This is a genomic window from Paenibacillus alvei DSM 29, from assembly GCF_000293805.1.
In the GTDB taxonomy this organism is placed as follows: Bacteria; Bacillota; Bacilli; order Paenibacillales; family Paenibacillaceae; genus Paenibacillus_B; species Paenibacillus_B alvei.
Genome location: NZ_AMBZ01000002.1, coordinates 751,929 through 766,812 on the forward strand (window position 1 = coordinate 751,929; position 14,884 = coordinate 766,812).

General features: G+C 45.9%; 15 protein-coding genes. 6 read left to right on the forward strand and 9 right to left on the reverse strand.

Translation table 11 applies throughout. The annotated features are described in order from the left end of the window. Positions 1 to 73: 73 nt before the first annotated feature. Both PAV_RS09815 and PAV_RS09820 read right to left on the reverse strand, forming a co-directional pair. Positions 74 to 520 carry a phosphotransferase gene (locus PAV_RS09815; RefSeq protein WP_326101577.1) on the reverse strand — a complete coding sequence of 149 codons (447 nt, stop codon included), beginning with the start codon at positions 518 to 520 and terminating at the stop codon, positions 74 to 76. Continuing rightward, complete coding sequence (locus PAV_RS09820; protein ID WP_005545641.1) at positions 495 to 803, reverse strand: hypothetical protein; 309 nt, start codon at positions 801 to 803, stop codon at positions 495 to 497. Before PAV_RS09820 ends, PAV_RS09815 begins: the two co-directional genes overlap by 26 nt. A gap of 162 nt (positions 804 to 965) precedes the next feature. Here PAV_RS09820 and PAV_RS09825 point away from each other — a divergent pair, with 162 nt between their 5' ends. Beyond that, entirely contained in the window at positions 966 to 1,382 is a 417-nt protein-coding gene (locus PAV_RS09825) for an NUDIX hydrolase (RefSeq protein ID WP_005545644.1), read from the forward strand. A 76-nt stretch (positions 1,383 to 1,458) separates the two neighbouring features. Here PAV_RS09825 and PAV_RS09830 read toward each other — a convergent pair whose 3' ends face one another. Beyond that, the gene (locus PAV_RS09830) at positions 1,459 to 1,899 is read right to left on the reverse strand and encodes a MarR family winged helix-turn-helix transcriptional regulator (RefSeq protein ID WP_005545645.1); all 441 of its coding nucleotides are present in this window, start codon (positions 1,897 to 1,899) and stop codon (positions 1,459 to 1,461) included. 129 nt (positions 1,900 to 2,028) lie between these two features. Between PAV_RS09830 and PAV_RS09835 the strand changes: the two genes are divergently transcribed. The 3 genes from PAV_RS09835 to PAV_RS09845 all read left to right on the forward strand — a co-directional run bounded on the left by PAV_RS09835 (position 2,029) and on the right by PAV_RS09845 (position 4,930). Then, positions 2,029 to 2,616, forward strand: a complete 588-nt coding sequence (locus PAV_RS09835) for an NAD(P)H-dependent oxidoreductase (protein WP_005545647.1) — start codon at positions 2,029 to 2,031, stop codon at positions 2,614 to 2,616. A 127-nt stretch (positions 2,617 to 2,743) separates the two neighbouring features. Continuing rightward, a complete protein-coding gene (locus PAV_RS09840; RefSeq protein ID WP_005545648.1) occupies positions 2,744 to 4,183 on the forward strand; it encodes an alpha/beta hydrolase family protein in 1,440 nt (479 codons plus the stop codon). 195 nt (positions 4,184 to 4,378) lie between these two features. After that, the gene (locus PAV_RS09845) at positions 4,379 to 4,930 is read left to right on the forward strand and encodes a GNAT family N-acetyltransferase (protein ID WP_005545650.1); all 552 of its coding nucleotides are present in this window, start codon (positions 4,379 to 4,381) and stop codon (positions 4,928 to 4,930) included. Between the two features lie 121 nt (positions 4,931 to 5,051). On the opposite strand, the gene PAV_RS09850 is transcribed toward PAV_RS09845, so the two are convergent. The 3 genes from PAV_RS09850 to PAV_RS09860 all read right to left on the reverse strand — a co-directional run bounded on the left by PAV_RS09850 (position 5,052) and on the right by PAV_RS09860 (position 9,384). Further along, positions 5,052 to 6,233, reverse strand: coding sequence for a GNAT family N-acetyltransferase (locus PAV_RS09850; protein ID WP_005545653.1), 1,182 nt, complete (start codon positions 6,231 to 6,233; stop codon positions 5,052 to 5,054). Positions 6,234 to 6,613: 380 nt separating this feature from the next. Next, entirely contained in the window at positions 6,614 to 9,097 is a 2,484-nt protein-coding gene (locus tag PAV_RS09855) for a DsrE/DsrF/DrsH-like family protein (protein WP_005545655.1), read from the reverse strand. Then, the gene (locus tag PAV_RS09860; RefSeq protein ID WP_005545657.1) at positions 9,094 to 9,384 is read right to left on the reverse strand and encodes an ArsR/SmtB family transcription factor; all 291 of its coding nucleotides are present in this window, start codon (positions 9,382 to 9,384) and stop codon (positions 9,094 to 9,096) included. Before PAV_RS09860 ends, PAV_RS09855 begins: the two co-directional genes overlap by 4 nt. Positions 9,385 to 9,646: 262 nt before the next feature. Here PAV_RS09860 and PAV_RS09865 point away from each other — a divergent pair, with 262 nt between their 5' ends. Next, on the forward strand, positions 9,647 to 10,393 hold the full coding sequence (locus tag PAV_RS09865) for a YggS family pyridoxal phosphate-dependent enzyme (protein WP_005545659.1): 747 nt from the start codon (positions 9,647 to 9,649) through the stop codon (positions 10,391 to 10,393). Positions 10,394 to 10,442: 49 nt separating this feature from the next. On the opposite strand, the gene PAV_RS09870 is transcribed toward PAV_RS09865, so the two are convergent. The 3 genes from PAV_RS09870 to PAV_RS09880 all read right to left on the reverse strand — a co-directional run bounded on the left by PAV_RS09870 (position 10,443) and on the right by PAV_RS09880 (position 13,608). Continuing rightward, positions 10,443 to 11,588 carry a DUF4179 domain-containing protein gene (locus tag PAV_RS09870; protein WP_005545661.1) on the reverse strand — a complete coding sequence of 382 codons (1,146 nt, stop codon included), beginning with the start codon at positions 11,586 to 11,588 and terminating at the stop codon, positions 10,443 to 10,445. Next, the gene (locus PAV_RS09875; protein WP_005545662.1) at positions 11,569 to 12,153 is read right to left on the reverse strand and encodes an RNA polymerase sigma factor; all 585 of its coding nucleotides are present in this window, start codon (positions 12,151 to 12,153) and stop codon (positions 11,569 to 11,571) included. The genes PAV_RS09870 and PAV_RS09875 overlap by 20 nt, the downstream gene beginning before the upstream one ends. 90 nt (positions 12,154 to 12,243) lie before the next feature. Next, complete coding sequence (locus tag PAV_RS09880; protein ID WP_005545664.1) at positions 12,244 to 13,608, reverse strand: ABC transporter substrate-binding protein; 1,365 nt, start codon at positions 13,606 to 13,608, stop codon at positions 12,244 to 12,246. A 292-nt stretch (positions 13,609 to 13,900) separates the two neighbouring features. Between PAV_RS09880 and PAV_RS09885 the strand changes: the two genes are divergently transcribed. Continuing rightward, entirely contained in the window at positions 13,901 to 14,809 is a 909-nt protein-coding gene (locus PAV_RS09885; protein ID WP_005545670.1) for an ABC transporter ATP-binding protein, read from the forward strand. The last annotated feature ends 75 nt before the right edge of the window (positions 14,810 to 14,884 follow it).

Genomic DNA, 14,884 nt, shown 5'->3' on the forward strand with positions numbered 1-14,884 from the left:
TTCCATATTATAAAATACAACATAGCCTGAGATATAGGTTTCAGGCTATATTTTAGTCTAAGCGCGCACGAAGCTACACAATTTTGTTCACGAGGAGTTCTACCTCATCCATCAAATCTGGCACCCACTCGTCTGAACCGGGAATCGTATCCGTTCCGCCATATACGAGCCATTTCAGCGTTTTAACAAGCCAGCATAACCCGCCGATGTTCACTTGCCATTTAAGCTGCTCCATAGAGCAATCCTGCTCCATCGCGCTATGAAAGGCGGACAGCATCTCTTCTCTAGGTACATGACTATATTCGCGTGCTTCATCAATGAGGCAATGCAAGTCGCCTAGATGGGGGCTAAGATACGAAATCGACCAGTCAATCGGCATAATCTGTGTTCCCTGAATGAGCAGGTTTTTCGCATGATAATCATGGTGAACGAGTGTAAGAGGCTGGGTGTGATACAGTCTCTCCAACTGTTGTGGGAATATGTCATGCAGCTTGCTAAGGGCAGGGCTGCTGCTCCAAATTGTACTTCCCCGCGTCTTCCATAATCATAACTGCACTGCGTTCTGACTCATAAAAATCAAAAATGCGAGGGGCTACTATATGCAAAGGATTGATGAGACGACGGTAATTGGCTGCTTCTTGAGCCATTTCCTTGCCGCCCCATTTCAATATGCGAGTTTCCCCTGAACGTAAAGTAATACGGTATACCTCCGAGAGCGCCCACTCTCGTAAAAGAGCCCACTCGGTTACTTCAGCTAATAAAGGTATTTTGGTGCAATAGGCAGATACGCGTTCTGAAATCATATGCTTCCTCCTGAATGATGGGGGACAACCTTACACAGGAGAATTTTACACGAAAACCCAAAAAATATAGACTTATAATGGCCGGGTTGATATGATGTTGAATAGGGTCTCGATACTTTTCGAGACCCATTTTATGTTAATTGTGAGTCGGGAGATGAAGAGATGCAGGGCTATAATGTCATCATGGTTTACAATAAAGAACTCGACAAGTTGCTAATGTGCAAACGAGCAAAAGAGCCGTATAAAGGATTAAGCAACCTAGTAGGTGGAAAAATAGAGGCTGGCGAAACGGGAATGGAAAGTGCTTATCGGGAGCTGGCAGAAGAAACAAGTATTTCTCAGAAGGACATCACTCTGCATCATTTGATGGACTTTACGTATCATTATCAAAATTGTTATGTGGAAGTCTATGTAGGCAAGTTGAAGCATGACGTAATGATTCATGGCGATGAGAATGAGCTGTATTGGTCGGAATTAACCCATAATTTCTTCGATATGGCCTTGTATGCAGGAGAGGGCAATATTGGGCATATGATCGAACAGGTAAATATGTATAAGGACGAGGTTCTACGTGATTGATATGTGAAAAGACGAGGGTTTACGCTTTGTTTAGCGTGTTCTCTCGTCTTTTTGCAATCCATGAAGTGGGCTGCACTTATTCCTGCTCTCTATAAAACACTTTAGACTGAAGAATATCTAATGCCCGTTGTATGTCTTTCATGTCTTCTTCAGAAAAATCATCAATTCGCTTAAAAAAACGCTCGCCAATCCGCCAAAAGGCCTCGTCCATCATCTTTTGTCCAGTCTCCGAAAGCCGAATCAACTGCTTGCGTCTGTCATCTGCAGCTTCGAATTTTTCACATAGATGCTTCTCCGTTAATTTCTTGAGCTCACGACTTGTGTTCGGCATAGACATATGCATGCAGTCACTAATTTGGCTCAGGGTAAGGGGTTGGCTAACCGCAATATACTCCAAAATACGATATTGAACGGGCGTAATATCGTCTGGCTTAATGTCCCTCGTTAATTCATGCGTCACTTCGTGCACGGAGGTTGTAAAGCTCACGAACTGATGAAAAAGTTCTTTCTTGTCCACAACATTCACCTCTTACCTGAACACAATAGCAAATTAATTGTCAATACACAATTATCATTTGACAACTAAATTGGCGAGTGTTACTGTTTTGTTATCAAATGATAATTAAACTAAATTGGTGGTGGGAAGATGAATGTATTAATCGTATACACACATCCGAATCATAACAGTCTGAACTACGCCTTTTTACAACAGGTCATACAAGGATGCAAGGAGAACGAGAACATTGAGGAGATTCAAGTTCTCGATTTATATGAGGAGAGCTTCGATCCGGTACTGGTGTTTCACAAAACAAAGCGGAGGAGAGATATGCATCTCGATCCAAGCCTAGAGAAGTATCGGGAGCAAATTCGCAAAGCCGATAAATTGGTATTCGTGTATCCGATTTGGTGGCTGCGTCCCCCCGCAATGCTGCTCGGATACTTTGATCAATTATTTGCTTCCGATTTTGCATACCGAGATCATGGTGGATTGCTGCCGGAAGGTCTGCTGAAAGGGAAATCTGTTGTCTGTATATCCACCATGAAAGGCCCGGCCCTGTATCCGTTTTTCTGGTATCGCAATGTACATAAAGTGTTGATGAAAAGGGCTTTGTTTCAGTATGTAGGCATTAAAGATGTGAAGTTTTTTGAATTTGGAAGTATGGAAAGTTCGAAAGGCAAGCAGGGTAGAAAAATGAATAAGATTTACCATTATTTTAAATTAATGTCTCGATAAGTGGCTGAGTATGGTTCATATTGTTACGGATAACGAATAAATTAGTAAGTTTTGAATGTCCCTATACAGTGGACTGTAATGTGAAAATTAACCCGCTGTAAATTATAAATGAGGAGGTTCAATTCTTATGAGATCGCTTGAATTGTTGTCAGTCGTGATGAATATTCTATTGCTTGGCTGGCTGATATTTGCAAGGAACAAAACGAATCGGATGCTGTTCATTGGTTTCGACATATCTGCGTTATTGGTGCTCATACATGGGTTCGTCGAAGGAATGCGGTGGCAGATGATTCCGGTCTACGTGATAACGTTTCTTCCGATCTGTATCCTTGCAGCAAGGTATCTGCTCAAGTCTGAGGGGGTTGTAGGAAAGAGGTCCGTAATTAGGCAAATTGTTATGATAACACTGGCAGTTCTATATTCTTATTTCGCAGTGTCTCTTCCCCTTTGGTACCCGGTGTTTACCTTTGAGAAGCCTTCAGGCCCGTACAAGATTGGGACAGTGACATATGATTGGAAGGATAGCCAGCGAGAGGAAACGATTAAACCCAAATCAGGCGATAAGCGCGAACTGATGGTACAAATTTGGTATCCGGCTAGTTCGACTGCAAAGGGGAAAACGGCTCCCTATGTACCTGCTTCGGATGTTTTCGAAAATGCGTACAGTCAAAACTTTGATATGCATAAAATGTTATTCACAAGTATGAAATACGTTAAAACGCACGCGATCGAAAATGCGGAAATATCCGATAAAGAAGCGACATATCCAGTACTTCTGTTTTCTCACGGCATGGGTGGGCATAAAAGCCATAATACTTTTCAGATTGAACAATTGGTCAGCTATGGGTATATCGTTGTGGGCATCGATCACACGTATAATAGCATTGCATCGGTGTTCGATGACGGCCGCGTTGCGAATTTTATTCCCCAGGATCCGTCAGTTGGGCACTTGGATGAATTGAATAAGGTATGGGTGGATGACGCCAAATTTGTGCTCAATCAAGTGGAGAAGCTGGCGAATGGTGATCCAGACCATCGCTTTACAGGAAGAATGGATATGAAAAATGTCGGTATGTTCGGTCATTCCTATGGTGGAGCAACCAGTGTTCAAATGCTGATGTCTGACGCTAGAATTAAGGCAGCAATTAATTTGGACGGGGGCTTATTTGGTCAGCTTCGGATTCCGGAAGGCGGGGTGAAGAAGCCGTTGTTGATGATAAGTGCGGATAGAACGCTTGCCGGTGCAAACCAAATAGCCGCTGCTGAAGGTACAACGAGAAAAGCTTTAAACAAGTACTTTGGTGACATATTTGAACGTTATAAGCATGTTGCAGAGGGAGGAAACTACTGGATGAAAATAAAAAACATGGATCATTTAGCCTTCTGTGACATGTATTTGATATCGCCTTTACTCGAAAATACAGTAGGGGTTAATCTGCGTCCTGCACATCGTCTCATTAACGAGTATTCGCTCGATTTTTTTAACCATTACTTAAAGGGACGACCATTTGAGAAGTTGGAACAGAGTATCGGAGACAATCCGGAGTTTTCATTGGAGAAGGGATAAGACTGATTGAATCAGCACGCATTAAAGACACTACATTTCATTAATTTACCAAATATATGGTTCATGATATAATCCATGACTAGGAAGGGAATGAGAACCATGTAATCGCTAACAGTAATAGGGTTGATTTATGCTCAAGATCTCCGCCCTCGTATGAGGAAATGAGTGGACAGCATCTAATGAGGAGGAGCGAGTATGGTATATCATATTTGGGAAGGGAAAAGGGTCAGATTGCGATCCATTGTCGCCAGCGATTGGGAGAATTTCCACGCCAATGATTATGATACGGAGATTGCCCGATTATGCGATGAGGTTCATTTTCCCAGATCCGAAGAAGGTGCTCGATTATGGACGGAACAGCGGGCGGCTGCAGCGCCGGAAGGCGATCAGTTTCGGTTTGCCATTGAAACGCTTGCGGGTGAAATGGTGGGCGGAATGAACGCGCATGGCGTGGATAAGCGAAATGGCACATTCAAATATGGCGTGTCGATATTCCGAGAGCATTGGCGCAAGGGTTATGCTTCGGATGCGATTCAGGTATTGCTGCGCTACTATTTCGAAGAACTGCGTTATCACAAGGTGACTGCGCATGTATATGCATATAATGAAGCATCAATTTCAATGCATGAGCGTCTAGGGTTCCGGCAGGAAGGAAGACTGAGAGATATGGTCTTTACGAAGGGGCAATACTACGATGAGCTCATTTTTGGCTTAGTTCGTAGTGAATACGATGCCCTGCAAAAGTGAGTTGATCAATTTGTATGAACGATTCCTTATAAATAGGGAAGCCATAGAGTGTCCGCCTGTTAAAGGCAGAGCTCCATGGCTTTTTGTGTTTGGAAAGCAATCGCGTATATCTAGGGGCAGCCTATCGGCAAGCTTCCGCAAGAGTACGGGCAATTACTTCGCTGTCTGCCTCTCTATATACATACACGTGATCATGAGGCTGAGGGATATCAGCCCATCCTTTTTCAATGGCTAGTTTGTAAAAATGGACTGCTCGTTCCTGTTCACCGGTCAGATAGAACATGCAGGCTGCATTCCAATACAATGCCGCATCGCCGCCCCAGTCCCAGCCTTGATCCAACGCTTGCGAATAGCTCCATGCAGAACGGGCATAATCCTTGCTTACGCCATATCGTTCATCGCCGTGCATGTAATGGTTGCCGTTAACGAGGAGATTGTTCAGCGGGAGGTTCCAACCGAACAGAACCGGGAAATCAGCAAGCTGCTTAAATCCGACGGATAAAGCTGTGCGCTGCGACCCGATATTGCTCGACCAGCATTGCCATCCGACGCGGGTAATGCCGCGCTGCTTGGCCAGCAAGAGCGTTCCGGATACCGTCTTGCGCGCCCAGCCTTGATTGCGGTATCCTTCATCCGTTTCGATACCCAACTCGCATTCGTTCCCGACGACCCAATCGGTCAGGCACCAGCTTATTATGGCCGGCCCGTCGCCCGTGTGCTGGACAGCCACGCATCCAAAGCCGTTTCCCTCGAAAGCTTCCAGTGAGGGCCAGACCTCTAAGATTTCATCGATGAGCTCTTCGGCCCCTGTCAGATTCTCCTGCTTGAGTAGACTGAGGGTAAGCGGCATTACGCGATCATCCATAACGGGATCCACGCTGCGTGGATCACACGTGAATGTCATGCGGCCGCTTCGCATAGGCAGGATATCCTTCATAACCAACTCCAGTGCTGCTTGCCATACATCGTCATCGCTAGGATAAAACAATACATAGTCCAGCTCTCCGTCAGAAGCAAGGCTTGGCAGCAGTTCTTTAGCAAGCAATTGATTGATTTCCCACAAAAACGGATGAGCTCCCTCGCACGAGGCTGTAGGATTTCCTCCCAGAAAAATCATCCCCTGCGGACTCGTTAATAACGCCAGTTTACCGTCATGGGCAAGGAATACACGGCCAGCTACAACGCCTGAAAGTACGCCTTTCACCGATAAATGCTGCGGGAATGAGTGAATAAGTTCCGCCGCTTGGTGGAACTCCTCGTTAGCAAGCTCTCTGCCATGAGCCATTTGCTGTGAATATACCATATTGGTTGGCCTCCCATACACATATGAGAGGATTCATAGAATCGATACTAGAAATCCATACCTCTCACATGCGCTTTGATTAGTTTGTTCGTAATCAAACATCATCACTCCTTTAACTTGTAGGATAAGGTTGCACGAAGGTGGTATTCATAGATGTCACGGCTTATTATGGTGCAAACAGGAAAAATATTCAAGGTATTTGTTGTGGCAAGAGGTTGGTAGTTAAAGATGAGTAAGCTGCGATAGGTATAAGGTGGCAGGTAAAAATGGAGAAATGAGATGACTGTAAAATAAGTAAATAGGCTGCAGATCATTGATCTGCAGCCTTGTAGTTCGAATTGTCCTTTGATTGCTCTATAGAACAAGAAAGGAATGATATATTAAATAAATAAATTAATGCCCGATTGATCAGCCTTGCCTAGATAGTAGCCTACACCGCCGATGATAACGCCATCGATTAGCTCCTCATGGGCGATGCCCATGACATCCATCGACATCTGACAGGCAACGATTTCGACACCCTGCTGAATTGCAGATTCAATCAACTCTTCTAGCGAGGATACATTGTTATTGTTCATCACCGAGCGAATCATTTTCGGTCCGATGCCCATCATGTTCATCTTCGACAAGCCCAGCTTCTGGCTCCCTCGCGGCATCATAGCACCGAACATTCTACCGATAAAGCTTTTGTTAACGGGAATCTTGTCCGGCTTGCGCAAAATATTCAGACCCCAAAACGTGAAGAACAATGTCACTTTCTTTCCTGAAGCGGCTGCCCCGTTCGCAATAATGAAGGAGGCGATGGCCTTATCGAGATCGCCGCTGAACACGATCATGGTACTGCGATCTGAGGACACACTGCGTGTGTCTGCCAGTTGCGGCTCCTTTGCAGAGGATGTAGGCGGCAGCTTGCGAATATGGGCTTCAATCGTCCCATCCGTGTGTTTCTGAACATGCAGCAGCTCCTGCTTGCTCATACCTGCCCAAGCTTGGATATCCTCATAGAAGCCGGGATCGGATGCATTTACTTTCAACACTTGACCTTCCTGCATCACATCCATCTGCTGCTTCACTTGCATGAGTGGACCTGGGCAGCATAAACCACATGCGTCCAGGGTGCGATCGAAGGAGTACTGTGTATCTTTCTGTTCATTGCTTTCTTTTACTGGACTCACCGCCGTGTCTTGGTCAGGCCTGGCAGGCGGCGTAATCTGACCGGGGGTATATTGTGTATGCTGATATGTCTTATATCCACCCGTTAAGTTCTTCACTTTGAAGCCATGCTGACTTAGGATACGTGACGCTGTATAACCGCGCAGACCAACTTGGCAGTAGACCCAGATTTCTTTCTCCCGATCGAGCTCGTGCAGACGGCCTCTCAGCTCATCCACGGGAATAGACAGCGAGTCAGGAATATGACCATTCTGATGCTCCATATCCGTACGTACGTCAACAAGCATTGTAGTGTGTGGATTACGCTGTTCCAGATCGGCAGGCGTGAACACGTCTACAGCGCCTGTCCGTATATTCTCAGCTGTGTACCCGGCCATGTTCACAGGATCTTTAGCGGAAGAATACGGTGGTGCATAGGACAATTCGAGCTCCGTAAGATCAGTAACGGTACCGCCTAAGCGTATAACCGTAGCAATGACGTCCATCCGTTTGTCTACGCCGTCATAGCCGACAATTTGGCTTCCGAGCACGATGCCTTCCTCATTAAAAATAAGCTTGATTGTCATTGGCTTGGCACCCGGATAGTACCCGGCATGGGAATTCGGATGTACATAAGTAACCTTGTATGGCAACTCTAATCGTTGCAATGTTTTTTCGTTATTCCCTGTTGCAGCACCGGTTAATCCGAATACCTTCAGGATGGATGTGCCTTGCGAACCTTTATAGGAAGTGCCAAGTCCGCTTACATTGTCTGCTGCGATGCGCCCTTGCTTGTTGGCTGGCCCTGCAAGCGGGATCGCTGTTTTTGTCCCATTTACGAAATCGACAACCTCAACTGCGTCTCCTACGGCATAAACATCTTCTACATTGGTTTGCAAGTGATCATTTACGATAATGTGACCACGTGGCCCCAGCTCAATGCCGCTATCTCGAATAAAGCCCGTGTCCGGTGCTACCCCGATTGCGAGAATGACCATATCGCTTGCGAGCACTTTGCCGCTGGCCAGCTGTGTTTCTATTCCGCCGTTCGTATCACGGAACGATTGCACACGGTCATTTACAATGAGAGATGTACCGTGCTGCTCCATCTCCTTAGATAGAATTCCTGCCATTTCTGCGTCAAATGGAGCAAGAATGGCTGGTCCAGCCTCTACTAACGTGACATCCAGCCCAATTTCGCGCAAATTCTCGGCCATCTCCACCCCGATGAATCCACCGCCAATGACGACAGCAGAGCGGGTGCCATCTTCCATCACGCGCGTCTTCACGCGATCCGTATCAGGAATATTACGAAGCGTATAAATTCGTTTACTCTCAATACCTGGAAGCGGTGGACGTACCGGCTTCGCACCGGGGGACAGAATCAGGGAATCATACGATTCCTCGTATTCCCCTTTCTCTTTGCTGCGTACCCGTACCTTTTTCGCTTGCGTATCAATGCCGATGACTTCGCTGTGCACGCGCACATCGATATTGAATCGGCGGTGCATAGCTTCTGGTGTCTGCACGAACAGCTTGTTGCGATCTTGAATGGTATCTCCGATATAGTAGGGAAGCCCGCAGTTAGCGAACGATACATAAGCATCCCTTTCAAATATGACGATGTGGGCATCCTCATCCAGTCTGCGCAGACGTGCTGCGGCAGAAGCCCCTCCAGCTACTCCTCCAACGATCAGTACCTTTTTGCTCATGATGTCTCCTCCCCGAAAAATGCTTTAACGAGCTGTTTTACCTTCTCGTTCTCTACCTGATAGTTCACTTCTAGACCGTTGCGATGTGCGGTTACAATCCCCATGCTGCGCAGCTTCTGCAGGTGTTGGGATACCGTGGATTGCGGCAAGCCAAGGCAGTCCTGCATGAAGGATACATTGCAGCTCCCTTTATCCAGCAGCCCCTTCACGATACAGAGGCGAACAGGATGTGCCAGAGCCTTTAGCAGCTCGGCAGTATCATTAAAACGTTCATAGTCATTATTCATATCATGTCTCCTTTAGCGTTTCTAGGAAAGTGAATAGATAGAATGGCTCATTATCTGCAAGAAGGTGTTGCAGTAAATAAATCGTTATATCGTTATATTACGATATTAATATATAATGAAAATAAAATCAACATAAGAGGATGAAACTAATAACTGGAATCGGAGGCGCTGGATTCAGCCTTATATTGTGCAGAAGGGAACAGCCTTACCCGATTATGTGTGCTAGAATGGACATAAATCCTAAAATAATGTGGTGATAACGATGCAACTAAGCGATATTGAACATAACATACGAGTGATCCGCGAACGTATCGAGCAGGCTTGTAAGCGCAGTGGGCGCAACCCTGAGGAAGTAAAGCTGATGCTCGTTACGAAGACAGTTCCGGTTGAACGAATTCAGATGGCATTGGACGCAGGGGAGAACTTAATTGGGGAAAATAAAGTTCAGGAAGGACTGCAGAAGCGGGAGCCGCTTACTTCGGCTAATCCGTCGCTAGACTTCCACTTTATCGGCCATTTGCAAACAAACAAGGTGAAGGATGTACTTAAATTTGCAACATGCATTCAATCCGTCGACCGCATGAAGCTGGCTACGGCACTCCATGAGCGGCTGCAAAAGGAAGGCCGTACGATGGATGTCCTTATCCAGGTGAATACATCGTATGAGGAAAGCAAATTCGGCGCTGCCCCAGAGGATGCACTTGCTTTAATTCAGGAGGTAGCCAAGCTGGACACGCTCCGCATTAAGGGGCTAATGACAATCGGGCTGTTCACCGACGATCAAGAAAAAGTACGCAAATGCTTCAAGTTGCTCCAGAATATTCGTCGTGAAGCGCAAGAACTTGCACTGCCAAACGTCAACATGGAAGTTATGTCGATGGGGATGTCTGGAGATTTCGAAACGGCAATTGAGGAAGGATCAACGCTGGTGCGTGTGGGCTCTGCCATTTTCGGCAAGCGCATCTATCCAGACAGCCACTATTGGAATGAGAGCGTAAAATCCGAATAAATGGGTGGAATAGGGATGGAAGAAGAGAGCCGTGGGGCTCTCTTCTTTTCTATTTCGAAGGTGTAACGGGAAATGTAACTTCGAGCTCGGGGATATATTTGATAAGTGGCTTTCCAACTGCTCCAAACTTGAATTGGGATTTATCCTGCTCATTGATAAGATTTAGATAAGGCTTGATCGTAATGGACGTCGGAATAGGGTCGTATGGCTGGTAAAGTAAATTGAACAGGATCGTTTTTCCGTTGTCCTCATGTAATCCTGAACCGTTTAGCAATTTGACTGTGCGTCCTTTATCATCGTAGATTTCAAATCCAATCGGCAAATCATTGACCGTAATCGAATTGCCTTTCGATATTTCTAGCCTTGCGGCGAGACTCGTCGTAATCGGCGTTAATTCCACTTTATTGTATGTGATGGTGAATGGACTGCCAGCTTTCGAAATGTACGGCTTCATGAGGACTGAATCCTTTGTTTGCATGGAAACGGGAATCGTCATTTGATAAGGCTCTTGTATGCCTGACACGGTAAGCTTAACCGTTAAATCGAACTTGTCGGGCAAGGATTTCCCTTCTGGATTTCGCATATCGGAGAACATAAGGATCGCCGAATTTTCATTTTCCCCTGGGGAAGTAATGATGCCAACCGAGTGCTGGTTGTATGTATATTCGTCAATCCTTTTTCCATTAATAAGGAGTTGAATATTACTTAAAGATTCCGTTAAGGGTTTGCGGCTACTGCTCTCCTGCAACCCTAATAAGCCCGATCGTTCAATGCCAACTGCCACTCGTACTCCGTCATAGGTTGCTACCGGAATCGAAAGTGTCAGACCATGATGGGTCACACTCTGCCCAGATGAGGTGACAAGTCCTTTTTCGTCAGCTGCCTGCAGACCTAGATCTCCCGCAAGGCGAAAAAGACTGCTCACGCCCGGCACATGTCTCATGGACTCGGCTACCGTGGGAGACAGGAAGGAGACCCCTATTAATAAGACGAATGCAGCAACTGCTGCAGCAATCGATGTGACAATGGAACGGACTGCTGGACTGCGACGTGTTTTGCGTGAAGCTTCAACAAATAGTGGCTCGGTATCCAATCGATTCATAATTTGGCCCGTAAAATCGGGATTTGTCGGCGTTTGGCGAATCCATGCCTCTAACTGTTCACTATCTACACCGTTACGATGGCTTGATGACATGCTTATGAAGACCTCCTTCCTCTGTGGATGGACTGGCTTGATATCGAAGCAGTTTTTTCCGCAAACGTTCATATTTCTTTCGAATCGTTGATGGCTTTATATCCATAATCTCGCTAATTTCATCGAAGCTATATTCTTCTACGGCCCTTAATAACAAAATATGCCGCTCTTCTGTAGAAAGCTTGTCCAGCAATTGATAAACCAGATCTTCATACTTAAGCTCTTGATCATTGATTTGATCGCGTTTTAACAGGGAGAGTATTTTTCGGCGTCTACTTCTGCGGTTCAAAATATCCAAGCAATGATTGTAGGCAATCTTATAGATCCAGGCTGAAAAAGATACCTGAGGCTCGAAAAGGTGGATACGTTGAAAGCCTTTAATAAATATGTCCTGAACAGCGTCCTCGGCTTCTTCCTTGCTGCCCAACAAATAGTAGCAGTATAGATAAATTTGTTTCTGAAATCGATGGATGATATGGGTGTAGGCTTCTTTATCTCCACGCTTGACTTGAGCAATGGCATGTTCTAAAGTCTCAACAGTTTGATAATCTAAGCTGGATGGCATAGCCGTATGGATCCTCCTTTCATACAGCCCGGATTAACAATGCCTTATTATAGCTTCACTTTTGGGTAATAAGAGCACTGTTTCAGTGCATTATTTTTCAGATATTTTGTTTTTTGCTTTTTGCAGTGCTTCTTGTCCCTTCACTTCCAACACGGCTATCGCTTCCTCAACGGTCTGCCTATCATCGATAATCGCTTGCAATTCCTCTGACAAGACAGGTTGGAATAATTGATTGAACTCTTTATACGCGGCTGTACTGCCTAGAGATTCCTCGAAAGAAGGTGCTTTTTTGGGCGTAAGCAAATAAAAAGGTTCCGAGCTTTTGCCTTCAATATCTTGGAGCAAGCCAGGGCGTGCCGGCAATTTTCCGTTTACCGTCCGCGATGCGGACATAGCCATGTCCGCGCTATTTACGAACTTGACGAACTCCCATGCCGCCTGCTTATTTGACGAGTCTCCGGCTATCGCAAAAATTTCCGGGACATGCACATTTGCCGATTCATCTGGGGAGGAAGAAGCAACAGGCATAGTAACGATATCCCATTCGAACGATTTCGATGCTTTGTCGAAGAGAGCGCGTGCTTTCAATTCTTTCGCAAGCCAAGGTCCATTGAGTGTCATCGCAGCTTGACCTCTAAAAAAGCCTTCGATCATCTCTTCGCTAGTTCGATTTGAAGCCTGCAGATAGATATATTTATCGCGTATGGCGTCTGTTACAAGTTTTATTGCTTCTCTCCAACCGTCCGAGTTGATAAGCAGCTTGTCTGTCTTTGCATCGAGTAATCGTAACTCGGAGGAAGACACGACCTGCTGTAACATGTGCTCCACACCGTAGTCCTGATATAATCCAACTACTGTCTTTTCGCCAGTGCTCGTATTGGTGAATCTTCTCGATAACTCAAACAATTGCTTCCAGGTCATCTTGTTCGTCGGCACATCAATCTGATGCTGCTTGAACAAATCTCGGTTAAAATACAGGACATCTGCGTAAAAATACGGGGCTAATCCGTATAGCTTGCCGTCTCCTTTCCCCCTAATCATCTCGATAAGTCCGGGAGAAATTGCGTCGATATCGAACTTGTCCTTTGCAATCATAGTTTCGATGTCGTACAGCAGCCCCTGACGCGCATAATCTTCGAACAAATTCTCGTTTAGCAGCAGCACATCAGGCTTATGTGCCTCAATTAATTTCTTTAATTCTACATGGTAGTCCCAAGCGCCGTTTTGCTCGCGATTTACGTGCACGTTATTCATGTTGATGACATCAAATTCGATTTTTGGATACTTCATCTTGAAGAGATTCCCGTAATCGTTATAGAACGACGGTTCATCATAGTACATGACTTTGATTTTTCCACTTTCCAATATCTCATTTTGTTTTTGTTCTCCGTAACAACCGCTTAGTAAAGACATGACAATGATCAGTGCAATTCCACGCTTCCACTTCTTTTTCATGCTATCTCTCCTTTTCTGCTTATACAACGGACAGACATGCTGTTTTGTGACGGGGCTGCCAAAATTAAGGCTTGGGAAAGTCGTTGATTTTAAAAAGTGCCCTTTATATAAAGAAGCGGTCAGCATTCCGAATACTGCCACTTAATTTCTGACATTTGTCATATGCAGTTGATGACATCGTACACTAATTGGTTCAACTACGACTGCCGTACAATACTTACATAAGCAATACGGCAGGTGAACAATCAGCGCTTACAATACAGCAAAAAAGAAAAGTAAAGGATGATCATAGATGACATACGCAATCGAATGTACCAACCTTGTAAAGCAATTTGGCGGCTTTCGCGCTGTAAACAATATCGATCTCCGCTTTGAGCGTGGACAGATTAGTGCACTGCTTGGCCCGAACGGTGCGGGCAAGACAACGACGATTTCCATGATCCTTGGATTGCAAAAGCCGACATCAGGGGAGATCAAGGTGCTTGGCCAACCTGCGGGGACGAAAGAACTTCGGCAGCGGGTAGGTGCCCTCATGCAGGATGTAAAGGCGGCGGACGGCTTGAATGTTGCGGAGGTATTAAATTTGTTCCGGAGTTACTATCGCAACCCGCTTCCGCTATCCAGACTGCTCGACCTATCGGGTCTGCATGCAGAAGCCAAGCGGCGCGCATCCTCGCTATCCGGCGGACAGCGTCGAAGATTGGCCTTCGCACAAAGCCTGGCCGGCAATCCCGAGCTTGTCCTGCTCGACGAACCGACGGTCGGCATGGACGTAGAAGCACGCGATCGCTTCTGGGATACGGTTCGCGCTCTGTCGAACGACGGACGTACCGTTGTGCTTACGACACATGACTTGGAAGAAGCTGATGCAGTATCTGACCATATCGCCATCATTGCAGGAGGGGCGGTAGCGGCCAGCGGAACCTCACAACAGCTCAAGGCGCAAACGACACTGCGGACAGTGTCCTTCAGCTTACAAGTCGAACAGCAGGACGAGGCGCTCATGCAGCTTCCGGGTGTCGTGAAGGTAGAACGTGCATCGGGTAAGATTCGTATCCACGTTCGGAATACAGATGAGGTATTATCCGCGTTGATGCAATCCGGCTGGGGCGTACGTGATATTGATATCCAATCGGCTAAGCTTGAAGATGCCTTCCGTACAATTACAAAATCGCATGAAGCTGCACGTGAAATTATATAACTGTCTACGGTCTACAAATAAACGGATTAGGGAAGAGAGTTTCCCCTCACATATCGAAAAATCGAATCATTTATC